Here is a 22,746-nt window from a genome sequence, read left to right on the forward strand (position 1 = left end):
ACTTGTAATAATAGGCACATTTACGACTCTGAGCGCATATGCATATCGGTACAGCATAATGAGAGGAGTGAATTGTATGATTCCTATTGAAAAATTACTTTTACAACGAGGTGTTAAGGTTTCTGATATTGCGGAAATTGCATTTTTATTGCAGACACAATATAATCCTACTTTAACTATGGATGAATGTATCGTCAGTGTACGTGCAGTACTGTCAAAGCGGGAAGTACAATATGCTCTTTATACAGGCATTGCTTTGGATGAACTAGCAGAGAGAAAACTGTTGCCAGAGCCTCTGCAGTCCATTATGGAGAAAGATGAACCCCTTTTCGGAGTAGATGAAACTCTTGCACTTGGGATTACTAATGTATACGGAATGATCGGCTTAACAAGTTTTGGATACTTAGATAAAGTTAAGCCAGCGATCTTACAGAAGTTGAATAATAAAGCTAATGGTATTCATGTTTTTCTTGATGATCTTGTAGCGGGACTAGCCGCTGCAGCGTCTGCGAGAATAGCACATGGTGATGCCAAAGCGAATCAATATGATTTGCCCGATTGTTAGTAGTTATGTTATCATTGGTTCATCATACGGCCTTTGACGGGAATAGTAGCTGTATAGTGATATACACTAGCTAACGTGGAGTTGTAGGAGGTATTCCCATGTGGACGGTATTCTATATTGCACCTACTGAAAGATCAGCAGAAAATATTAAAAATAAACTTACACAAGAAGGATTTCTAGTTAAGATCCGTCCTGTCAATTTGTCCAAACAGCAATTTGAAATTCTTGTCCCATCTGGTGAAGTAGAAGAAATTCGTGAAGTTTTCGACACCATTATTCGCCCGTAAGATTAGTAGTTTCAATTGCCCCTAAAGAGGTGTGAAACGTGCAAATTAAAGATTTATTTTCGAAGAAAAAATATGCCACAATACCAACTGAGCGTCCTAAACGTGAGGTGCCAGAAGGATTAATGAACAAATGTTCAAAATGTGGAAACATTCAGTACAGTAAAGAATTAGAAAAGAATTTAAAGGTATGCTCAACTTGTGGTCATCATGGTCGATTAAATGCTAGAGAGCGTATTGCCATGACTTTAGATGAGGGCATTATCGTTGAATACGATGAAACAATGGAGTCTGTTGACCCGTTGAATTTCCCTGGTTACAAAGTTAAGTTAGAGCAGCAAAAAGCGAAATCTAACTTACATGATTCTGTAATTACAGGTGAAGGCACAATTGGTGGCTTCCCTGTTGTTGTTGCTGCAATGAGCTTTGACTTCTTTACAGGAAGTATGGGGTCAGTTGCTGGAGAGAAAATAACGAGAGCCATTGAAAGCGCACACTTGAAGAAGCTTCCGATTATTATCTTCTCTACTTCTAGTGGAGCAAGAATGCAAGAGAGCATTCTTAGCTTAATGCAGATGGCAAAAACAAGCGCTGCTCTTGCGAAATTCCAAGGTGATGGGGGCTTGTACATATCTGTGTTTACAGATCCTACAACTGGTGGCGTATCTGCCAGCTTTGCAAGCCTTGGAGATTATAATCTAGCTGAACCTGGAGCGTTAATTGGATTTGCAGGACGTATTGTTATTGAACAGACCATTCGTCAAAAGTTACCTGATAACTTCCAAACTGCTGAATTCAATTTGCAACATGGCCAATTAGATAAAGTTGTTCATCGTAAAGATATGCGTTCAATGATCACTAAGTTACTTGATATGCACTGTGTTAAGGAGGTTACTACTGGTGAGTGAGTTGCCTTTTGAGAAACCGTTAAACGATATGCGTAATAAAATTAAAGAATTGAAAAGTTTGAGTGATGGAAAAGGCATTGATTTCTCGGAAGAGATTGCAAGGCTAGAAGATCGTTGTAAGGAAATTGAAGATACAATGTATCGAGAGTTAACAGCTGCACAAAAAATGCAGCTTGCTCGTCATCATCAACGTCCTACTTCGCTTGATTTCATTCAAGCTATTTTTACTGATTTTATTGAGCTGCATGGTGATCGTCTATTTGCCGATGATCTAGCGATTGTTGGTGGACTAGCTAAGTTTAATGGAATACCAGTAACGGTTGTTGGTCATCAGCGTGGTAAAGATACTCGTGATAATATCGCAAGATTTTTCGGAAGTCCTCACCCTGAAGGTTTCCGAAAAGCACTTCGATTTATGCAACAGGCGAACAAGTTTAAACGTCCGATTATAACATTTATCGATACAAAGGGTGCCTATCCTGGTAATACTGCGGAAGAGCGTGGTCAATCCGAAGCTATCGCACGCAATCTAAGAGAAATGGCAAGTTTTGGCGTGCCAATTATTTGCGTCGTTATCGGAGAAGGCGGTAGTGGTGGTGCTCTTGCTCTAGGTGTAGGTAATCGTGTACTTATGCTTGAGAATGCAATTTACTCTGCGATTTCACCAAATGGTGCTGCATCTATCCTTTGGAAAGATGCCACTCGTGCAGATGAAGCTGCTGAAGCGATGAAAATTACTGCTAAAGACTTGTTGGAACTTGAGATTATTGAAGATATTATTAGTGAGCCGCAAGGTGGGGCTCATCGTGATATGGACGCTCAAGTAGAGTCTATTAGAATAGCACTCAACAAACATTTAACGGAGTTATTACAGATGACATCGGATGAACTAATTGAAGATCGTTATTTGAAATTCCGTAAAATTGGTTACTATACTATGGCTCAGCAAGAAGCTGATCAAGCTGCAGAATAACTACTATTGCAATAAACCAATATATGTGGGTTGCAAATAAAGTAGAAATTAGATAAGATAATACACCGTAAGTAAAAGATTAAGATATTATGTAGTATGAAAAGGTGTCATAATTTGTATTGGAATTATGGCACTTTGGTGATACTATTAATAATGAATTTCAGGCAATATATCGGAGGAACCTATCATGCGTAAAACTAAAATCGTTTGTACCATTGGACCATCCAGCGAATCGTTGGAAAATACTAAGAAACTAATTAAAGCAGGAATGAACGTAGGTCGTCTTAACTTCTCTCATGGAGATTTTGAAGAACATGGAAACCGTATTAAAAACATTCGTGCTGCGAATCTAGAACTTGGTACATCAGTAGCAATCTTGTTAGATACTAAAGGTCCAGAAATCCGTCTAGGTAAGCTTAAAGAAGAACCTATCGAGCTTATTCAAGGTGATGCAATTACACTAACAACAGAAGAAATACTTGGAGATATTAATCGTATTCCAGTAACATATGATAATCTTCCTAATGATTTGTCTGTTGGTTCAACAGTTCTAATCGATGATGGTTTGATTGGCTTGAAGGTTGAAAGCATTGAAGGAACAGAAGTACACTGTCGTATCGTTAACAGTGGTCCTATTAAAGGGAAAAAAGGTGTTAACGTTCCAGGCGTGAAAATTTCACTTCCAGGTATTACTGAGAAAGATAGAAATGATATTATTTTCGGTATTGAACAAGGTGTTGATTTCATCGCGGCTTCGTTCGTACGTAAAGCTAGTGATGTTCTAGAAATTCGTGAATTACTAGAACAACATAATGCAAGTCATATTCAAATCATTTCTAAAATTGAAAACCAAGAGGGCGTTGATAACCTAGATTCAATTCTAGAAGTATCTGACGGACTTATGGTTGCTCGTGGTGATCTTGGCGTAGAAATTCCAGCTGAAGAAGTACCACTAGTTCAAAAATTAATGATCAAAAAATGTAATGTAGCTGGTAAACCAGTTATTACAGCAACACAAATGCTTGATTCCATGCAACGTAATCCTCGTCCAACTCGCGCTGAAGCAAGTGACGTAGCGAATGCGATCTTTGATGGAACTGATGCAATTATGCTTTCTGGTGAAACAGCTGCTGGTAAATATCCAACAGAATCTGTTGAGACAATGTCTCGTATTGCTGAGCGCGCTGAGCAAGCTCTTGAATATCGTGAGATCTTCATGAAACAAGCAAGTGCTCAACAAAATTCAGTAACAGAAGCAATTAGCCAAGCAGTTGCTAACTCAGCGCTTGATCTTAATGCTAAAGCGATTGTAACTTCTACACAAAGTGGATTCACTGCTCGTGTAGTTTCTAAATATCGTCCTAAAGCTCTTATCATTGCAGTTACACCTACAGAACAAGTTATGTGTGGACTAGCTCTAAATTGGGGTGTATTCCCTGTTAGAGGTATCGAAGCTGATACAACGGATGAAATGTTCGAAAATGCTGTTAAAGGCGCAATGAACACTGGTCTATTGTCTGTTGGAGATACAGTAGTTATTACTGCTGGTGTTCCTGTTGGACGTGCTGGTACAACTAATTTGATGAAAATTCATCATATTGGCGAACTATTAGCAACTGGACAAGGCATCGGTAGTCAAAATGTAACAGGTAAAATCGTTGTTGCACGTACGCCTGCTGAAGCTAACGCTAAAATGCAAAAAGGTGATGTACTTGTAACCGTATCTACAGATAAAGATTTCATTCCTGCTTTTGAATTAGCTAGTGCAGTAATTACAGAGCAAGGCGGCATCACAAGTCATGCAGCAGTTTGCGGAATTAACTTGAGTACACCAGTAGTTCTAGGTGTTGCGAATGCTACTGAAATCTTGGAAGATGGAATGGAAGTTACGATTTATTCTGAAACAGGATATATCTACTCCGGACAATCAAAAGTACTTTAATTCAACAACATGATTAAAATTAAGAGCGATGGTGATTTTCACCGTCGCTTTTTGTCTACCATAATAGAATTTATAATTTTCCGAGCGTATCGCTGGGTAAATTATATTTGGCGATAAAAGCTACCTTATAAACGCGGTCACTCATCCTCGAATTTCCTCAGGTAAAGGTTTTATCATAAATAAATAGTAGCTATGCTTACGAAGTCACTTTTCAATTGTGCTAAAGTATTACAATTTAGTTATTGAAAAGTTTGGTTAATGCTTACGAAGTTACTTTTCAATAGCGATGATGTATGACAGGAAGTTATTGAAAAGTTTTAGGAGATGAAACATGAAGGATTACTGGTATACGCATCCAATTAGAGTAAGATATCAAGAAACGGATCAAATGAGTGTAGTTTTTCATGGGAATTATGTAACCTGGTTCGAAATTGGACGTACAGAATGGATAAGAAGTATGGGATATCATTATCGTGATATAGAAAATAAAGGTTTACTTCTGCCTGTTATTGATCTAGCCGTGAAATACGTTTCTCCTGCGAAATACGATGATATGGTCATTGTGTGTACGCGAATGAAAGAATGTACACCACTGCGAATAGAGTTCGAATCACAGGTACGTAAAGTGACTAACGATAATTTCTTCTCTGCTGAGTATGCTAATGAAATCGAACTTCCAGGAGATATGCTCGTTACCGGTGGTACTAAGCACGTCTGGGTTAATACGAACTTTCAACCTACTCGCGTATCTAAAGTAATGCCCGAATTATATGAAGTGATCACGAATAGTTAACGGAGGTGAGTCATATGAGAAAATGGATTTTGGCGCTAATTATTTTGTTACCTATTATTGAAATTTGGGGCATATTACAAGTAGGAGATTGGATAGGTGGTTGGAATACATTTTTGCTTCTATTGTGTATGAGTCTTTTTGGGGCGTTTGCCACTTTGATGGAAGGCAAGAAAGTATGGATGGAAGCGCAACGTCAGATGAGTTCGGGTCAAATTCCAGGTCGTTCATTTATTAATGGTGTATGTGTATTAATAGGAGGGCTTCTACTACTTATCCCAGGATTTTTGAGTGATATCGTTGGTCTGATTTTATTGTTGCCTTTTACACGACCAATTCTGGAAGGATTTATTTTGAAATGGATAGAAAAAAGTATGCGTAATGGTAAATTTACAATTAATAGGTTTTAATTTTAACAATAACTTTACAATTGTTTGCATTAATTTTAATGAATATGTCATATAGTTAAGCTATTGCGGTATTGCTGAATCATCAGTAACAAACATTACTGCATAGGGGGAAGACTCATGTCGAAGCAATTGTCAGCGTATCTCAATCGAGATCTTAGTTGGATTGAATTTAATCGTCGTGTACTACAAGAGGCACAAGATTCAACCAATCCATTATTAGAAAGAGCAAAATTTCTAGCTATTGTTACATCCAATTTAGATGAGTTTATGAGTGTACGTGTTGCAGGAATTCATGAGCAGATTCGAGCAGGATTAACGAAAATGGACTTTACAGGATATTCACCGTCTGGTTTATGGAAGAGATTACAAAAGCGAACGAAAGATATCGTACATGATCAGTATCGTACATATCGAGATATTGTGAAATGTTTGAATAAGGAAGGTATTTTCATTCGCGATATGGCGGATTTGAATAGTACGCAACAAAAGTTGGTGGAGGATTATTTCTACGATATCGTTTTTCCTGTTTTAACACCAATGGCGGTTGACCAGAGTAGGCCTTTCCCGCATGTTCACACGAAAGAATTGTATCTTGCAGTTTCTTTGAGACATGAAAATCAAGGGAATCAAGAAGAACCATTATTTGCTATTATCCAAGTTCCTAGTATTTTACCGCGTTTTGTAACGATTCCTAGTCGTGGCAATAGTAAAAAACAAGACTATATTTTACTAGAAGATTTATTGAAATCTTATATTCATACGTTGTTTAATGGGTACACACCATTTGCAGTAAGTACATTCCGATTAACACGTAATGCTGACCTAACGCTTGATGAAGAAGGCGCAGAGGATTTGTTAGAGGAAATTGAAAAAGAGCTTCGTCGTCGGAAATGGGGAGTTGCTGTTCGTCTTGAAATCGAACATGATATTGAACCATTTGCTTTAGAAATGCTAAAGGATGAACTTGAAATTAATGATGGTCTGTTTATGATAGATGGACCACTTGATCTTAGCTTCTTAATGAAATTTTCGAACTCTATTCCAGGGCGTGATCAACTTCGTAATGAGAAGTTTGAACCAGAATATGCTATGGAATTTGAAGATGCAGAAGATATAATGAGTGTTATCGCTCAAAGGGATGTTTTGTTGTATCATCCTTATGAATCATTTGAGCCGGTAAATGAATTTGTATGGCAAGCTGCCCGTGACCCAGAAGTATTAGCGATCAAAATGACGATGTATCGGGTTAACGGGCATTCCACGCTTGTAAAAGCATTGGAGTATGCGGCAGCAGAAGGTAAACAAGTTACTGTAGTTGTTGAATTAAAGGCAAGGTTTGATGAGGAACGAAATATAGCTTGGGCCAAGCAATTAGAACAAGCTGGATGTCATGTTGTATATGGACTGGTTGGCTTGAAAATTCATGCTAAGCTATTATTGGTCGTACGTCGAGAGCAACATGGATTGAAGCGATATGTTCATGTTGGAACAGGTAATTATAATGAAAATACAGCAAAACTATATACAGATATTGGGTTGATGACAAGTAACGATACGATAGGGGCAGATGCTTCGGCGCTCTTTAACGAGGTCACAGGATATTCTGTACCTCGTAACTGGGAAGCAATTGACGTTGCGCCTAGTGGTTTGAAACAAAAACTAATTAGATTAATTGATCGTGAAATTGAAAACGCTCATGCAGGTAAAGAAGCGAGAATCATTGCGAAAATGAATAGTTTATCGAATCAAGAGATGATAAATAAGTTGTATGAAGCTTCGATAGCAGGCGTCAAAATTGAATTAATTATTCGCGGTGTTTGTTGTTTAAAACCAGAAGTTCCTGGTCTAAGTGAAAACATTAAAGTGATAAGCATAGTCGATCGTTATCTTGAACATTCTAGGATTGTTTATTTCTATAACGATGGTGCTGAAGAAGTTTACTTATCTAGCGCGGATTGGATGACTAGAAATCTAGAGAAGCGCTTGGAGTTATTATGTCCTGTGTTTGACAATGAACTAAAAAATACTCTAATCGTTTTGCTGAATTTGAGTCTTAGCGATAATACGAAAGCTAGACAATTGAAAATGACTGGTCAATATGAAGCAGTTGAGCGAGATCATGAAGAACCATTCCGGAGTCAATATGTTGCTCAGAAAGTGGCAAGGTGGAAGGGCGTACAATAAAGTACGCATGGATTAAGTAACAAAAAAGCTGTACAAGTTCACCGCATACTAGGCGGTAAACTTGTACAGCTTTTGTTATATATGAGAGTTTCAATTGTCATGCAATAGGTGTAACCTTCAAAACAGGTTTCACGTTCCATTGCTTTTTAAAATCATTTGCTAGCTCTTTAATTTTAATTTGTTCGATGGATAACTCTGATTTATCAGCTTGTGCTTGAATGATCATTTTTTCATCCGTAATTGTGAGATTGACTTGGTTAATGCTCTGGGTTTCGCTATGGTCTAGTGCAGCTGCAAGTTGAAGGAGCATTCCTAATTTACAAATAACATCGATATCCTCCGTACTTATTAGCTCACTATAATCTTTCAGCTCATTACGTGTTTTGTTTTTGCTACGGTAAGATGCGATCGCCGCAACAAGCAATATCTCTTTATGAGATAAACCGTTCAAATGAGAATGAATGATTAGATAGAAGGTATGCTTACTGTAATCATAGTAATCAATTGTAGCACCGATACGATATAGATTTGCAGCAGTTTCGAGATACAATGACAATTGAGCTACATTCTCGTTACCATTGTACAGATGCTGTAATAATTGCACGGCTAGTTTACTCACATGTTCAACATGAGTACGAGGTACTGCTGTGTGTAAGGCAAGCAAGTTTTGCACACTATATTGTAGTGGATGTTGTAATAGTGGTTGTTCAGGAAAAAATAGTTTGTGGAATAGGCCATCTCTCAAGCCAGCACCGCAAATGATGTAATGTGTTCCTTGAATATATTGAAAGATCGTAGACATAACAGCAATCCCTGGAACAATGACATCGACACGATCCTTACTTAAACCAGCTTCCTTCTTACGTTTGTCTTGCGGAAGTTGGCTTAAATGTTGAAATAGCGTCCAAACTTGTTCTGATTGAATCGGATAATTATGAGTTTGTGTGAATGGATACTGAATAGCTGCTTGATGAATTTTACCTAATGAACGTGCCGTTCCACCAACTGCGATAAGTGGTAAATGTGCATATTGTGATATCCACTCGTGTTTATTCAATGCAGTAATAACATCTTGTTGTAATGAATGTAGTTGTTGATCAGTCAACCCTTGGTGACTATCATACTTTTTATTGAAGCTTACACAACCGAATGGAAAGGAGAATGAGTGAATGATTTTCCGATTAAGAAATAATGTGAGCTCGGAAGAACCACCTCCAATATCAAGTAGAAAGCCATCTTGAATGGATAGTGAATTGACCATGCCTAAAAAACCGAATTCAGCTTCTTCCCCGCCGGTAAGAACTCTAATCATCATCCCAGTAGCTTCGTATACACGTTCTATGATCGTCTGTTGATTTGTGGCATTACGAATTGCAGCAGTCGCAATGGGGACGAGTGTTACGAGTTTATGTTGTGAAGCAAATAAAGTGAATATTTGTAATGTTTCAATGAGATCATTGATTCCATCATCATTTAGTTCACCTTGTTCATTCACTTTACCGCTTAATCGTGCGGAACGCTTATTACCATCAACGACGCGATGAGCACCAGTTTCAGTTTTTTCATATATTACGAGTCGAATGGAATTCGATCCTATGTCAATAATGCCATAACGTTTCGTCATTATTTTCCTCCTGCTTGACTATCATTAATCCTTGATCATTAGTTTATCATAATGTGACAAAGCTTATCATATTTAACGTACAAATGTTCACAATTGTTTAAGATTAAATTCAAAATGTGATATAATATACAAGTTATATAAATACATACTGATTCAATATATCAATGACTGCGATAAAGCATTTTTATCCTCGTTATTGTTCACTTTTTTGACAAAATCCTATATCATTGAAATTAGTGGTAAAGGATAGTCCGATTTCAAGTACTCATTCATTCAATAATAAAGGAGAGGGAACGATGACAGCAACAAAAGGTCTTGAAGGTATTGTAGCAGCACAATCATCCATCAGTTCTATTATTGATGGAATTTTGACATACCGTGGAATTAATATCGATGATCTCGCTGAGCATGCATCATTTGAAGAAGTTGCATATTTACTATGGTACGGTAAATTGCCAGATCGTGCAGAACTTGCAGATTTGCAACAAAAATTTGATAAGTATGCAGTTATTCCATCGGAAGTCATTGAAGGGATTAAGTTATATCCTAAAGATACCAATTCAATGGCAGCACTTCGAACAGCAGTTTCAAGTCTTGCGCTTTATGATACGTCAAGTAATGAAATGTCACAGCCAGCGAATATACTGAAAGCGATTAAATTACAAGCGCAGCTACCTACGATTGTAGCGGCTTTTGCTCGTATTCGTGAAGGGAAAGAACCAATTGCTCCTAAACAAGGTGTTTCTATCGCTCACAATTTCTTGTATATGTTAACTGGTGAAGAGCCTGCTGATGTTGCCGTGAAAGCACTAGACCAAGCGCTAGTTCTTCATGCTGATCATGAATTGAATGCTTCTACCTTTGCTGCACGTGTAACTGTTGCGACTCTATCTGATATATATTCTGGTGTTACTTCTGCTATTGGAGCTTTGAAAGGCCCACTTCATGGTGGTGCAAACGAGGCTGTAATGGTTATGCTAGAGGAAATCGGTTCCAAAGAAAATGTGAATGCTTATATTGAAAAGGCATTAGCAAATAAAGTGAAAATTATGGGCTTTGGTCATCGTGTATATAAAAATGGTGATCCTCGTGCAAAACATTTGCAAAAAATGTCTCTTGAACTTGGTAAGCTTACAGGTAATATGGAACTGTATGAAATGTCAGTACAAATCGAAGATCTTGTTACAGGTCAAAAAGGCTTAAAGCCGAATGTAGACTTCTATTCTGCTTCCGTTTATACTGCATTAAAAATTCCTCGTGATTTGTTCACGCCAATATTTGCAATTAGCCGTGTTTCTGGGTGGAGTGCTCATATTCTTGAACAATACGAGAACAATCGTCTAATTCGTCCTCGTGCTGAATATGTTGGACCTGTAGGTGCATCATATATTGGTATCGATGAGAGGTAATTCAAAACATTTACTTGTGATCACGCAGTAATTCGTTGTAGCTTAATCGGCATCGAAGCTGCCATTCATCGGAAGCCTGCGATGCTCGTGTACTAAAAATGTACACTCTGCTTCTCGTTTCCTAGCTTCATTGCATCTTCTCGGTGCTGACAAGCAATTGTTTTGAAACCTCATTATAATAAGAGTTCAAAACAAACTAAATATAGATTTAACCAATTTAAGGAGGATTTTATTACATGTCATTATTCGAACAATTCGCAATGCCTACTGAAGGCGAGAAAATTACAATCCAGAACGGCACACTTCAAGTTCCAAACCAACCAATTATTCCATTCATCGAAGGTGACGGAACTGGTCGCGACATTTGGGCAGCTTCTAAACGTGTACTTGATGCAGCTGTTGAAAAAGCTTATAACGGCGACAAAAAAATCGCTTGGTATGAAGTTTTTGCTGGAGAAAAAGCATTCAATGGTTATGGCGAATGGTTGCCTGCTGATACACTAACTGCAATTCGTGAATATATCGTAGCAATTAAAGGTCCTCTTACTACTCCAATCGGTGGTGGTATTCGTTCATTAAACGTTGCACTTCGTCAAGAACTTGACCTGTATACTTGTATCCGTCCTGTTCGTTATTTTGATGGTGTTCCTTCACCAGTTAAACGTCCTGAACTAGTAGACATGGTTATCTTCCGTGAAAATACAGAAGATATTTATGCAGGAATCGAGTATCAAGAAGGTTCTGAAGCAGTTAAAAAAGTAATCGCATTCCTTCAAAATGAAATGAATGTTAACAAAATTCGTTTCCCTGAAACTTCTGGAATTGGTATTAAACCAGTTTCATCTGAAGGTTCAAAACGTCTTGTACGTGCTGCGATTGAATATGCAATCAAACATAACCGTAAAACAGTAACACTAGTTCATAAAGGTAATATCATGAAATTTACTGAGGGTGCTTTCAAAAACTGGGGCTACGAAGTGGCTGAACAAGAATTTGCTGAGCAAACTTTCACTTGGGATCAATATGATCGCATTAAAGAAGCTGAAGGTGTAGAGGCGGCTAACGCGGCTCAATCGGCAGCTGAAGCAGCTGGTAAAATTATCGTTAAAGATGCAATTGCTGATATTGCTCTTCAACAAGTTCTAACTCGTCCAACTGACTTTGATGTTATCGCAACACTTAACTTGAATGGTGACTACCTATCCGATGCACTTGCTGCACAAGTTGGTGGTATTGGTATCGCTCCAGGAGCGAACATCAACTACTTGACTGGTCATGCGATTTTCGAAGCTACTCATGGTACTGCTCCGAAATATGCTGATAAAGATGTAGTTAACCCAGGTTCTGTTATTCTTTCTGGCGTAATGCTTCTTGAGCACCTAGGCTGGCAAGAAGCTGCTGACCTTATCTACAAAGGTATGGAAACAGCAATTAACAACAAAACAGTAACGTATGACTTCGCGCGTCTAATGGAAGGCGCTACAGAAGTTAAATGTTCTGAATTCGCTAACCAAATCATTAGCAACCTATAATATATTGCTTGAATAGAATTCAAACAAAGAGAGCCGGTTCGGCTCTCTTTGTTTACATAAATGATTACATATGAAAAATTAAGTGTATGCTTACGAAGTGATTTTTCAATAACATAGAGGCACATCAAGAAGCATATGGAAAATTAAGTGTATGCTTAAGATGATATTTTTTAATTACATAGAGGCTCAATCAAGAAGTATATGAAAAATTGTAGGAGGTATAATTATATGGCAATTACACGTAAAAAAATCTCGATTGTTGGTGCTGGTTTCACTGGTGCGACTACAGCTTTGATGATTGCTCAAAAAGAGCTTGGAGATGTCGTATTAGTTGATATTGCTCCTCTTGAAAATCCAACAAAAGGTAAAGCTTTAGATATGCTTGAAGCGACTCCTGTAATGGGCGTGGATGCTAATATTATCGGTACTTCTAATTATGATGATACGAAAGATTCTGATATCGTTATTATTACTGCCGGTATTGCTCGTAAGCCAGGAATGAGCCGCGATGATCTTGTGAACACGAATGCGGGTATTGTGAAGTCTGTATGTGAAAACATTAGACATACTAGCCCTAATGCTTATGTCATTATTTTAAGTAACCCAGTTGATGCGATGACATATACAGCGTATGAAACACTTGGATTCCCTAAGAACCGTGTAATCGGTCAATCTGGTGTTCTTGATACCGCTCGTTATTGCACATTTATCGCACAGGAACTTAACGTATCTGTAGAAGATGTTCGTGGATTCGTGCTTGGTGGTCATGGTGATGATATGGTACCTCTAGTTCGTTACTCCAACGTTGCAGGCATTCCAATCGAGAAATTGATCCCTGCAGATCGTATCGAAGCAATCGTTCAACGTGCTCGTGTTGGTGGTGGAGAGATCGTAAGTCTTCTAGGTAACGGCAGTGCGTACTATGCGCCAGCAGCTTCGATCGTTCAGATGACGGAAGCTATACTGAAAGATAAGAAACGAATCATTCCTGTTATTGCTTACCTTGAGGGTGAATATGGTTATAATAACTTGTTCATCGGAGTTCCAGCTGTACTTGGAGGCGACGGGCTTGAAAGAATTATTGAGCTTGATCTTACAGAGGAAGAGCAAGCTGCACTTGATAAATCTGCAAGTTCTGTAACGAGTGTTATTGAAGTTGTTAAAGCAGGTCTAAGCATTTAGTCTTTGCATTAAATAAGGTCCTATCGATGGTATAGAAAACATAGAGAAAGAATCTCTATCATTTCTACATCGGCAGGACCTTTTGTTATGTTACTATAGATAAATAGTATTTAATTTGAGGTGAACGATTAATGAAGCAAGCACAAGCTATGCTTAAAAAAGTATACGGTTTTGATGAGTTTCGACCCGGACAAGAAGATATATTAAATAGCATATTGAGTGGTCAAGATACACTCGCTATCCTTCCGACAGGTGGAGGTAAATCAATTTGTTATCAAATACCTGCCATGATATTACCAGGGACAACGCTTGTTATATCCCCATTAATATCTTTAATGAAAGACCAAGTAGACGCACTGAAACGTCTAGGCGTACCAGCAGCTTATTTGAATAGTTCATTAAGTGCAGAGCAGTATCGCAACACATTACGCAACGCATTTGACGGGGAATATCAGTTGTTATATATCGCACCAGAGCGTTTTGATGCTCCGATGTTTCAACAATTAACGGAACATCTAACGATTCCATTAATCGCAATCGATGAAGCTCACTGTGTGTCACAGTGGGGGCATGATTTCCGGCCAAGCTATCGTCAATTAGCATTAGCGATTTCGAGTATGAAGGATCGACCAATTGTAGCTGGATTTACCGCAACTGCGACTAACGAAGTTGCGGAAGATATTGTTAATATGTTAGCCCTGCAAAATCCTGCACAATACGTTACAGGCTTTGCTAGACCCAATCTATCGTTATCTGTCGTTACAGGTGTGAATAAATATAGCTTTTTGAGCGAATTTCTGAAAGAACGAGAACAGCAATCAGGAATTGTATATACGGCAACACGTAAAGAAGCCGAGGCTGTACATGATCGACTTATAGAGATGGGTTTTAGTGCTGAGTTGTATCATGGAGGGTTATCTGACCAAGCTCGAATGCAAGCTCAAGAGAAATACCGTTTTGATGAAAGTAAGATTATCGTAGCTACGAACGCATTTGGGATGGGGATAGATAAACCGAATGTTCGGTTTGTACTACATTGGCAGATGCCAGGCGATGTTGAATCTTATTATCAAGAGGCTGGAAGAGCTGGGCGTGATGGGGAAGAGAGTGAGTGCATCTTACTCTTTGAAGCAAGTGATCTTCATATTCAACGTTTTCTCATTGAACAAGGTATGGGTGATGAATCAAGAAAAGCTGTTCAAGCAGCAAAGCTTCATACGATGATGAACTACTGTCGTACCGATCAATGTTTGCAACAATATATTGTTGATTATTTCGGCGAAAGATCAGTTACTCCTTGTGGTAAATGTAGTAGTTGTCTAGATACGAGCGAGAAAATTGATCGTTCATTAGATGCTAAAATGGCTTTGTCATGCGTTGGACGAATGAAAGGACGCTTTGGTGTGACGATGGCTGCGAAAGTGCTGAAAGGATCTCAAGATAAGCGACTACTTGCTTCAAGACTAGATCAACTATCAACCTATGGGTTAATGAGACAATATTCAGAGAAGGATATTGCGGATTGGTTGAATTGGCTAGTTGCTGAGCAATATCTCGTACTTAGTGACGGACAATATCCTGTCGTTAATGTAACAGAAAGAGCATTGCCTGTTCTTAATGGTTCAGAAGAGGTATGGCAGCGTCGTAGAGGCAAAGTGAAACAATTACTTGCAAACTCATCACAAGATGCCTCACCTATCTTTGAGAAGCTTAAGGCGTGGCGTAAAATTCAATCAACTACTGAGAATATTCCACCATTTATGATTTTCTCTGATGCGACACTACGTCTTATTGCAGAAGCTCAACCAAAGAATATCGAGCAATTGCTAGAAGTCAAAGGTATTGGACAAGCAAAAGCTGCGAAATATGGTGAAGCTGTAATGGCGGAGTATGCTAAGGAAGATGCAGAAGTAGTTGAGGAGCTTGATCTAGCTGAACTTGCTATGCAACATCAACGAGCATCCCGTCAATCATCTACAGAGTCAAGTCATCTAATTAGCTATGAAAATTATGTGGCTGGAAATTCGATAGAACAAATCGCGAGCGAACGACAGCTCTCGCAGCAGACGGTTGAGAAGCACATATTACGTGCTGCGGAGGAAGGACATCCATTGGATTGGGAGTCATTGCTTTCAGCGGAGGATGAAGCTTTAATAATGGCAGTTCTTCCTGAGGTAGATGCAAGTTTACTAAGAAACATTAAGGAAGCATTACCTGATCATATTAGTTATTTTCAAATCCAAGTAGCGTTGACGAAACGTAGTCTGCAATAGAAAGATTTTATAATCACTTCAAAGTGTTTCCGGAAATAATAATCGAGAAGATAAGATTCGGGGCACTGGTAGGATGCTCCATGAATTCAAACCAAATCGATTCTCTTATTTGTATTGTTTATCATACACGAGAGAGAAGAGATTTGGTTTTTTTGTAATTAGATGTAGATTGTCTTTTAGAGGCTTATGGGACATTTCAATACTAGGTGAATTTCGAAATGAAGGTAGTGGTAATATTTGTTAAATTATGATACAAGTTTGATAAGGGGAGCTGTAATATGGGTGTGAAATTCACAGTAATATTCAATAATAATATGATGATTTTTTAATAGCTTAAAAGGTTCCAAGAAGATGTGTTGAATGACTGGAATGAGTATACCGCTAATCAGACGACATTGGAATGGATTTTCATTTGGCAATTCGATTAACCCTGAAATAATAGGAGGAAACGATGAAAAGCTTCTGCTTATAATATTTTCAATCACTTTGTTAAGTATCTGCGTCTATTTTTTAGTTAAATTTAACGATGATGAAGTGGTCAAAATCAGATTTGAACGACATGGTGCCCATGGGGATGAAATAATGTTAATGGTATCTGAATCAGGTAAGTTAGACACATATGTGAGTCATAGTAAGATTGGAAGTGATGATGTTGATAAGTGGACACAGGCAGACGCTACACATAAAGAAACAACAATTACTTTGGATCAACTAAAAGAGATTAAAAAAATTGCAAGTGAGGTTTTTTGGCAGCAATGGTTTTTTATGATGGTCATATCATATGGGACGATATCGAAGGATATTGGTATCGTATCGTGAACATTCAGGGTAAAGAATATGATTTTTACAATTATCCTTATAGCGAAAATGGTCTTAATCAACTCGTTGAAATGGTAGTTAAGCTTTCACCAATTGAAATTGAATTAGATAATAAAGGAAATGTTATTTCAGTTGGAGGAGTAGTGCAGTAAGGATAATGTGGGGGCATAGCCGACTCGGTAATTAGAAATGACGAAAGGGGGAATGGTTTATGATTAATTGTTATTGTCCAGGTTGTAAAATAAAAATACCATTTAAGCATTATTACTTTGGAAAAATGTATGGTCCGTATATATGCAAGTACTGTAATAGATTGCTTAAATGGAATAGGTATCGCATTTATTCATATATTACCCCATTCTTTATTACTATTGGTTATGGATTTATATTAGGAGTGATCATTGAAATACAAAGCAAGAGTCTCTACTTTTATCGTTTAGGAGCAATCTCATATATTATTCTTGCCATAATGTCGTTTTTTTTAAGTCAATTACTTTATCCTAATTCTTTGTCAATAAAAGAAGAGGTGGTAGAAAGTGAATAACGATTGTGAAGTTAATGTTATAAGTCCAATATTACCGGGGGTAGGTATTGGAATTTTCACTTTGAAAAATCATATCAAAAATTATTACGACATACTAAAATATTACACAGTCGATAAGTTAGATCCATATTGTGAGGATGATCGAAAATATGCATTTCTTCGATCACCATTTCAAATGGTTTTTTGTATTGCTGATTGTGTGCATGTAGTCTTTCATACTATGAATGGAAAACTAATTGAAGTAACAGTGCTAAATGGGTATAAAGGATGTTTTAATAATAGAATTTATGTAGGTATGCCACTTTCAAAGTTTATTGAACTAGAACCAGAATTCTTTTGTGATGTAGCTGCAGGAATAGAATGTTATAAGCATCCACAAATTAAAGGTATCTCAATTAATCATGATCCCTATTTCAAAATTGTTGAATCTATCTCTGTTTATGTAGAAGAGATGTATGATGAAAACCTTGAACAAATTAGAAAATTTGAGAGAGGAGATTGGTAATAGGTTAGTTAACGCCTTTTAATCTTCAGCCGTTTCATATATAGTATAGTGTAGCTTATATGTAATGATTGTGAAGAAAATAACAAGCTGATCAGACAACTTTAAAGGAGGCGAAATCCCATGGGGAATGACCATACTAAGACATCGAAGAGAAAAGATGAGCATATATCGATCTGTCTTCAAGAAGATGTACAAGCAGATGGAATTAGTAATGGACTGGAGCAATGGAGATTCAAACACAATCCGCTTCCTAATATAGATTTTCAAGATATTGATCTCCCTACAATGATATTCAACAAAAAAGTCGCAACGCCGTTATTAATTAGTTCGATGACAGGAGGAACTGAACTTGCCTCTAGAATTAATCAACAGTTAGCAATTGCTGCAGAGGAGCGAGGTTGGTCTCTTGCTCTAGGTTCGATGCGTGCAGCGATTGAGAATGAGGAACTTGCATATAGCTTTCAAATGAGAAAATTTGCTCCGACGATTCCAATTATTGCAAATGTTGGTTTAGTTCAATTGAATTATGGGGTTACAAATGATCAGTGTCTACGCCTCGTAGAACTTTCTGAAGCAGATGCGCTAGTATTTCATATGAATAGTATGCAAGAAGTATTTCAACCTGAAGGAGATACGAATTTTGCTGATCTATTACGAAAGTTAGAGACAGTTATTAAGGAAACCGACATACCGATTGGTGTGAAAGAAGTGGGCTGGGGAATAGACGGCGAAACAGCTAAAGCATTGCAAAATATTGGCGTACAATTTATTGATGTAGCTGGAGCAGGTGGTACATCTTGGAGTCAAGTTGAGCGATATCGCACATCATCGAAAATCCAATATGCAGCGGCAAGTAGCTTTGCCGACTGGGGCTTAAGTACAGCAGATAGCATTAGAGAAGTATCTGCCGAGGCAAGTGAATGCCTTATTCTCGGTAGTGGTGGGTTACACACTGGTGTTGATGCTGCAAAGGCTATAGCTTTAGGTGCACATGTGGCAGGGTTTGGGCGAACTTTACTTCAGTATGCAGTTCAGTCCATTGACGATCAGTCATTATCAATACCACAATTAATGAGCCCGAAAGAACTGTCATTACTGCAACATATGGAGAAGATTGAGTATGAATTAAAGGTAGCGATGTTTGGTATTGGTGCTGAAACAATAACACAATTAAAAAAGCATGATCGACTTATTCGTCAATAAGTTGATCATGCTTTTTTGTGCTATCGTAACAATCCTGCTCCTTGTGTTATCATCTTCGTCTCAACTTTGAATATCATCCTCTTGTAAATGTCCGGCCAATTTTCATCAAAGTCCGCTAGATCATAGGTAGCTCTGTATCGTAACCCAAAACCTAAAGGATCTACACCTGATTCTTGAATTTTTACAAGTAACTGCTGACATTTTTCTGAATATGCATTTTGTAACTCCTTAAGCACTTTATGTTGATCTTCAGATTTTTCGTTAACAGGTTCTTCTTCAAAAGTCACAGCCTGTTTAATCTTCATAATAACAGTAGGCTGTTCTTCATTTGATATGGAATATTTAGTTTTTACGTTATTTAATGATACGACGTAAGGCGGACTTGGGAATGAACCGAAAACATTTGTAATCTTTAAATGCCCAGATATTTGATTAAATAGTTGCGTTTCTTCTGGGGTTAGAATAAGGTTGATTTTTTCTTTATTAAGTAAAGCGACACGATTTACAACATAGGTAGTATCGTTCTGAATTTCAACTATAGGTAGAATGGGATCGAGACCTTTTTCATTAACTCTTCGGAAAAGATCGGTCAAAAGCTCTACATAAGTAAATGATGATTCAGTGGCATCATTACTGAAAAATAGATTCAAGGAGTTGCCTGGGAAACGTTCAACGGTTGGTTGCTTGGCAATGACACCTTCAGCGCTAGGTGACCCAATGCCAAGGGCTGCGATGTTCTGGATATCTCTTCGTCTCGACATCCAATACACAACATCTTGAATATTACGATTAGCCATCTCTTCACCGATAAGAAATACATTGCAATGGCCGAAATCGATCTCTTTATCTACTTGTGCTTTCAGCATTCGCACACCTTCAGCAATAGTTGCACTGTTTATCGCTTCGATTTGAGTTTTTGAATTACCAGGATCAATGCTGACCGAGGGTACAGCTAGCTTTATCGTTATCCGAAATGGCTTCTCATCATCACCAGAATAGTCAATGCCAGTACCAACAACAAAGTAGCGTTTATCAATATCTTTGAATCCACATCCACTGAGAAGTAAGAAACAAATCATATAAAGAAAAATGGTACTAAGAAGCAGCTTCTTTCTCATACTTTCTCACCTTTTTCCTACTTAAAATAAAGATCCAAGTTGTTGTTAATGTTTCCGAAAACAATCTAAATATTAGAAAGTAAGATGAGAATTTTAACATTTGGCCATCCTTAACCCTTAACATTATGACAAATGTTATGATAATAATGCTTCCTGCAATAATATAGTTTCGAATAGGTGCCTTCTTCTCATCAGGATTTACAACATTGTTCGGAATAATTGTTCTAATATATTCAATAACCATATGCCATCCAACCATAGTAAACGTTAGTGAAAGGTTGATGAGCACAATGAGGAAAACGAATAACATTCGCTCAATAAAGCCATACATCATACGAGTGGAATCCGCAGTTGCACTCCATAGAAAAATATAATGAGCTACCGTTTCAGTTCCATGTATCCCAATCGGTACAAAAAATGTAATTAATAATACGACAAACGCAATGATTGGATATAACCATATGTATTTGAATTTGAAATTTGGTGGTAATATTCGGTTGAAAAGACCCATATTCAAATAGCCCGTAAATACAAAAGTGGCACAAGCAAATGAAAGTAACGTTGGCATGTGATCAACATGATTAGCAATGACATGTATAGCGTCCCAATCCATCAATGGGTTTTTAATTGTTTTGTACATAACGAAAGCGATAACTGGAAGGCTCAGCACCAATGATATTTCTAAGATGAAAGCAATACTGACGGTTGAGCGAGTCGCCGCATAAGCACAAATTAATAACAGTAACATAAGCATGACATATTGATTAGCATTAGGGTTCAAAAAGCTAGTAATGATCACCGCATAGGTAGAAATAACTAATGCTCCAGCTATACCAATAAGTATTGCTTTATAGACCATAACTATGTTTACTATCCACTTTGGGTAGAAAAGGCTGAATATTTCAGGTAAACCTTTACCTGGAAATTTCGATAAACTTGACGTGAACATATATAGAAATATATATCCGAAAATCGGACTTAGAGCAATCGAAATAACAGCACCACCGTATCGATCAGATGTCAAAAAGTAGGGGATAAGTAACATCAAATTTGTAAAGCAAACAATAAAGTAGTTGTAGAAAAAGTATCGATTCATCTTGCACCTGCCTGTCCAATATCTCCTTCTTGCGGAGTGAATTTACCACGTAATCGGAAATAATACTCACCAAAACTTCTCATATTACACAAATATACAATATAGAAGTATAACCCTACGCATACGCCAGATAAGCCGAAGAAAATGGCAATAATGATAATCGGATACTTCAAGAATCTAACTGCCAATGTCATTGAATATACTGGAAGCACAAAATTACTAATGGCCATAAGTGAAGTTACAATGATCATTACACTACTCACTAATCCAGCTTGTTGAATAGCACTACCAAGTATTAGACCGCCGACGGTTGTCGATGCTGGCCCGATAAATCTCGGAATACGGATACTTGATTCCAATAGCATTTCAATCATAACGAGCATAATGAATACTTCAATGAATGATGGATATGGAACAACAGATCGACTCGCGACGAGAGAGAAGGCGAGTTGAAGTCGGAAAATTTCCGGGTTATAGGATAAGACAGCAATATATAGCCCTGGCAAAGACACTGTAATGAACAGCGCGATATACCGCACCACAATAAGGAGTCTAGTCATCCAGAATGACTCGTAGTGATCCTCAACAGCATGGATAAAGTCAAAGAATGTAACAGGTAAAATAAGCGCGTATTGAGAACCTTTTAGGATAAGCACAATTTTCCCAAGTGACAATGCTCTCGAAATACGATCGACTCTTTCAGTCATAAGTAATGTAGGGAATAACTGATATTTTTTGCTGGAAAGTAATCGTTCAAGCTCTCCAGTTGAATTAATTAAATCCAAATGAATCGCCTCTATTTTATTCATTACAAGTTTCAATGTATCTTGATTTGCTTTTCTTTGGTCATATAAAATATAAAGACTAGTCTGCGATATTGTACCTACTTGTGTTTGATCAATTGTAAGTTCTGGTGACATATATGAGTTGCGAATTAGATTGAGGGCTATGATCGGATCCTCACTAATGGAATGTTGCGGACCGCGAATAGTGCTTTCAACTTGTGTTACAGGTGCGTCGTTATATTTATAATGCATCGCATCGAATGCGTAGATTACATTTTGATGTTCTATCAAAGCTTGTCCACGTAAGATTAGATCTACCCAACTAGCAGGGTCCTCGACGATATAAAAGTTAGAATTAGATTGAAACAAACTTGAAATAGGATATTCATTTTTAGAAAAAGGAACAGTAATAAATTTATGAACTTTCGCTTCATCAACCAACGGCAAGTAAAAAGCAAGTTCAATCGTTTGTTTGTTGATGGGATGTTTTAGTTCTTTTTGAATGAGGTCTTCCGATGGTGATAAGATAACTTTTAATCGTTCAAGCATTGTACCCACCCTTTTCCAAATAATTAAAGGTAGTATGCGCTATTTTTCCTA

20 protein-coding genes are annotated in these 22,746 nt (G+C 37.6%); 16 read left to right on the top strand and 4 right to left on the bottom strand.

Annotation, left to right across the window (positions count from 1 at the left end; all coding sequences use genetic code 11):
* Nucleotides 1-76 precede the first annotated feature (76 nt).
* The 8 genes from NAG76_13365 to ppk1 all read left to right on the top strand — a co-directional run bounded on the left by NAG76_13365 (nucleotide 77) and on the right by ppk1 (nucleotide 8,056).
* Complete coding sequence (locus NAG76_13365; GenBank protein ID URN92833.1) at nucleotides 77-565, top strand: phosphatidylglycerophosphatase A; 489 nt, start codon at nucleotides 77-79, stop codon at nucleotides 563-565.
* 98 nt (nucleotides 566-663) lie between these two features.
* Nucleotides 664-852 carry a glutamate decarboxylase gene (locus NAG76_13370; protein URN92834.1) on the top strand — a complete coding sequence of 63 codons (189 nt, stop codon included), beginning with the start codon at nucleotides 664-666 and terminating at the stop codon, nucleotides 850-852.
* 38 nt (nucleotides 853-890) lie between these two features.
* Nucleotides 891-1,757: an acetyl-CoA carboxylase, carboxyltransferase subunit beta gene (gene accD / locus NAG76_13375; protein URN92835.1), complete on the top strand. Its 867-nt coding sequence runs from the start codon at nucleotides 891-893 to the stop codon at nucleotides 1,755-1,757.
* The gene (locus NAG76_13380) at nucleotides 1,747-2,730 is read left to right on the top strand and encodes an acetyl-CoA carboxylase carboxyltransferase subunit alpha (GenBank protein ID URN96838.1); all 984 of its coding nucleotides are present in this window, start codon (nucleotides 1,747-1,749) and stop codon (nucleotides 2,728-2,730) included. Before accD ends, NAG76_13380 begins: the two co-directional genes overlap by 11 nt.
* A 187-nt stretch (nucleotides 2,731-2,917) precedes the next feature.
* Entirely contained in the window at nucleotides 2,918-4,672 is a 1,755-nt protein-coding gene (gene pyk, locus NAG76_13385; protein URN92836.1) for a pyruvate kinase, read from the top strand.
* A gap of 331 nt (nucleotides 4,673-5,003) precedes the next feature.
* Nucleotides 5,004-5,465: an acyl-CoA thioesterase gene (locus tag NAG76_13390; GenBank protein ID URN92837.1), complete on the top strand. Its 462-nt coding sequence runs from the start codon at nucleotides 5,004-5,006 to the stop codon at nucleotides 5,463-5,465.
* 14 nt (nucleotides 5,466-5,479) lie between these two features.
* Nucleotides 5,480-5,872, top strand: coding sequence for an FxsA family protein (locus tag NAG76_13395; protein ID URN92838.1), 393 nt, complete (start codon nucleotides 5,480-5,482; stop codon nucleotides 5,870-5,872).
* A 117-nt stretch (nucleotides 5,873-5,989) separates the two neighbouring features.
* Entirely contained in the window at nucleotides 5,990-8,056 is a 2,067-nt protein-coding gene (gene ppk1, locus NAG76_13400) for a polyphosphate kinase 1 (protein ID URN92839.1), read from the top strand.
* A gap of 97 nt (nucleotides 8,057-8,153) precedes the next feature.
* Here the strand turns inward: ppk1 and NAG76_13405 are convergent, their stop codons facing one another.
* A complete protein-coding gene (locus NAG76_13405; GenBank protein ID URN92840.1) occupies nucleotides 8,154-9,680 on the bottom strand; it encodes a Ppx/GppA family phosphatase in 1,527 nt (508 codons plus the stop codon).
* Between the two features lie 296 nt (nucleotides 9,681-9,976).
* Between NAG76_13405 and citZ the strand changes: the two genes are divergently transcribed.
* The 8 genes from citZ (at nucleotide 9,977) to fni (ending at nucleotide 19,147) form a co-directional block, all read left to right on the top strand.
* A complete protein-coding gene (gene citZ / locus NAG76_13410; protein URN92841.1) occupies nucleotides 9,977-11,089 on the top strand; it encodes a citrate synthase in 1,113 nt (370 codons plus the stop codon).
* A gap of 236 nt (nucleotides 11,090-11,325) precedes the next feature.
* Nucleotides 11,326-12,621: an NADP-dependent isocitrate dehydrogenase gene (gene icd / locus NAG76_13415; protein URN92842.1), complete on the top strand. Its 1,296-nt coding sequence runs from the start codon at nucleotides 11,326-11,328 to the stop codon at nucleotides 12,619-12,621.
* Nucleotides 12,622-12,849: 228 nt separating this feature from the next.
* Entirely contained in the window at nucleotides 12,850-13,803 is a 954-nt protein-coding gene (mdh, locus tag NAG76_13420) for a malate dehydrogenase (protein ID URN92843.1), read from the top strand.
* A 131-nt stretch (nucleotides 13,804-13,934) separates the two neighbouring features.
* Nucleotides 13,935-16,076: a DNA helicase RecQ gene (recQ, locus tag NAG76_13425; GenBank protein ID URN92844.1), complete on the top strand. Its 2,142-nt coding sequence runs from the start codon at nucleotides 13,935-13,937 to the stop codon at nucleotides 16,074-16,076.
* A gap of 582 nt (nucleotides 16,077-16,658) precedes the next feature.
* A complete protein-coding gene (locus tag NAG76_13430; GenBank protein ID URN92845.1) occupies nucleotides 16,659-16,895 on the top strand; it encodes a hypothetical protein in 237 nt (78 codons plus the stop codon).
* Nucleotides 16,892-17,047, top strand: coding sequence for a hypothetical protein (locus NAG76_13435; protein ID URN92846.1), 156 nt, complete (start codon nucleotides 16,892-16,894; stop codon nucleotides 17,045-17,047). Before NAG76_13430 ends, NAG76_13435 begins: the two co-directional genes overlap by 4 nt.
* Before the next feature lie 384 nt (nucleotides 17,048-17,431).
* Nucleotides 17,432-17,944 carry a hypothetical protein gene (locus NAG76_13440; GenBank protein ID URN92847.1) on the top strand — a complete coding sequence of 171 codons (513 nt, stop codon included), beginning with the start codon at nucleotides 17,432-17,434 and terminating at the stop codon, nucleotides 17,942-17,944.
* Nucleotides 17,945-18,064: 120 nt separating this feature from the next.
* Complete coding sequence (gene fni, locus NAG76_13445; GenBank protein URN92848.1) at nucleotides 18,065-19,147, top strand: type 2 isopentenyl-diphosphate Delta-isomerase; 1,083 nt, start codon at nucleotides 18,065-18,067, stop codon at nucleotides 19,145-19,147.
* Between the two features lie 20 nt (nucleotides 19,148-19,167).
* Here the strand turns inward: fni and NAG76_13450 are convergent, their stop codons facing one another.
* From NAG76_13450 to NAG76_13460, 3 genes are read right to left on the bottom strand one after another with little or no spacing between them, the layout of a single operon-like run.
* Entirely contained in the window at nucleotides 19,168-20,265 is a 1,098-nt protein-coding gene (locus NAG76_13450) for a Ger(x)C family spore germination protein (protein ID URN92849.1), read from the bottom strand.
* Nucleotides 20,243-21,361, bottom strand: a complete 1,119-nt coding sequence (locus tag NAG76_13455; GenBank protein ID URN92850.1) for a spore germination protein — start codon at nucleotides 21,359-21,361, stop codon at nucleotides 20,243-20,245. Before NAG76_13455 ends, NAG76_13450 begins: the two co-directional genes overlap by 23 nt.
* Nucleotides 21,358-22,695, bottom strand: coding sequence for a spore germination protein (locus tag NAG76_13460; protein URN92851.1), 1,338 nt, complete (start codon nucleotides 22,693-22,695; stop codon nucleotides 21,358-21,360). Before NAG76_13460 ends, NAG76_13455 begins: the two co-directional genes overlap by 4 nt.
* Nucleotides 22,696-22,746 lie beyond the last annotated feature (51 nt).

The sequence above is a fragment of the Candidatus Pristimantibacillus lignocellulolyticus genome (genome assembly GCA_023639215.1).
In the GTDB taxonomy this organism is placed as follows: domain Bacteria; phylum Bacillota; class Bacilli; order Paenibacillales; family Paenibacillaceae; genus Pristimantibacillus; species Pristimantibacillus lignocellulolyticus.

Coding starts and splice junctions, on each gene's coding strand:
- recQ (URN92844.1), top strand. CDS start 13,935: ATGAAGCAAGCACAAGCTATGCTTAAAAAAGTATACGGTTTTGATGAG.
- NAG76_13455 (URN92850.1), bottom strand. CDS start 21,361: ATGAATCGATACTTTTTCTACAACTACTTTATTGTTTGCTTTACAAAT.
- pyk (URN92836.1), top strand. CDS start 2,918: ATGCGTAAAACTAAAATCGTTTGTACCATTGGACCATCCAGCGAATCG.
- ppk1 (URN92839.1), top strand. CDS start 5,990: ATGTCGAAGCAATTGTCAGCGTATCTCAATCGAGATCTTAGTTGGATT.
- fni (URN92848.1), top strand. CDS start 18,065: ATGGGGAATGACCATACTAAGACATCGAAGAGAAAAGATGAGCATATA.
- NAG76_13430 (URN92845.1), top strand. CDS start 16,659: ATGTTAATGGTATCTGAATCAGGTAAGTTAGACACATATGTGAGTCAT.
- NAG76_13460 (URN92851.1), bottom strand. CDS start 22,695: ATGCTTGAACGATTAAAAGTTATCTTATCACCATCGGAAGACCTCATT.
- NAG76_13395 (URN92838.1), top strand. CDS start 5,480: ATGAGAAAATGGATTTTGGCGCTAATTATTTTGTTACCTATTATTGAA.
- mdh (URN92843.1), top strand. CDS start 12,850: ATGGCAATTACACGTAAAAAAATCTCGATTGTTGGTGCTGGTTTCACT.
- citZ (URN92841.1), top strand. CDS start 9,977: ATGACAGCAACAAAAGGTCTTGAAGGTATTGTAGCAGCACAATCATCC.
- NAG76_13405 (URN92840.1), bottom strand. CDS start 9,680: ATGACGAAACGTTATGGCATTATTGACATAGGATCGAATTCCATTCGA.
- NAG76_13450 (URN92849.1), bottom strand. CDS start 20,265: ATGAGAAAGAAGCTGCTTCTTAGTACCATTTTTCTTTATATGATTTGT.
- NAG76_13370 (URN92834.1), top strand. CDS start 664: ATGTGGACGGTATTCTATATTGCACCTACTGAAAGATCAGCAGAAAAT.
- NAG76_13365 (URN92833.1), top strand. CDS start 77: ATGATTCCTATTGAAAAATTACTTTTACAACGAGGTGTTAAGGTTTCT.
- icd (URN92842.1), top strand. CDS start 11,326: ATGTCATTATTCGAACAATTCGCAATGCCTACTGAAGGCGAGAAAATT.
- NAG76_13390 (URN92837.1), top strand. CDS start 5,004: ATGAAGGATTACTGGTATACGCATCCAATTAGAGTAAGATATCAAGAA.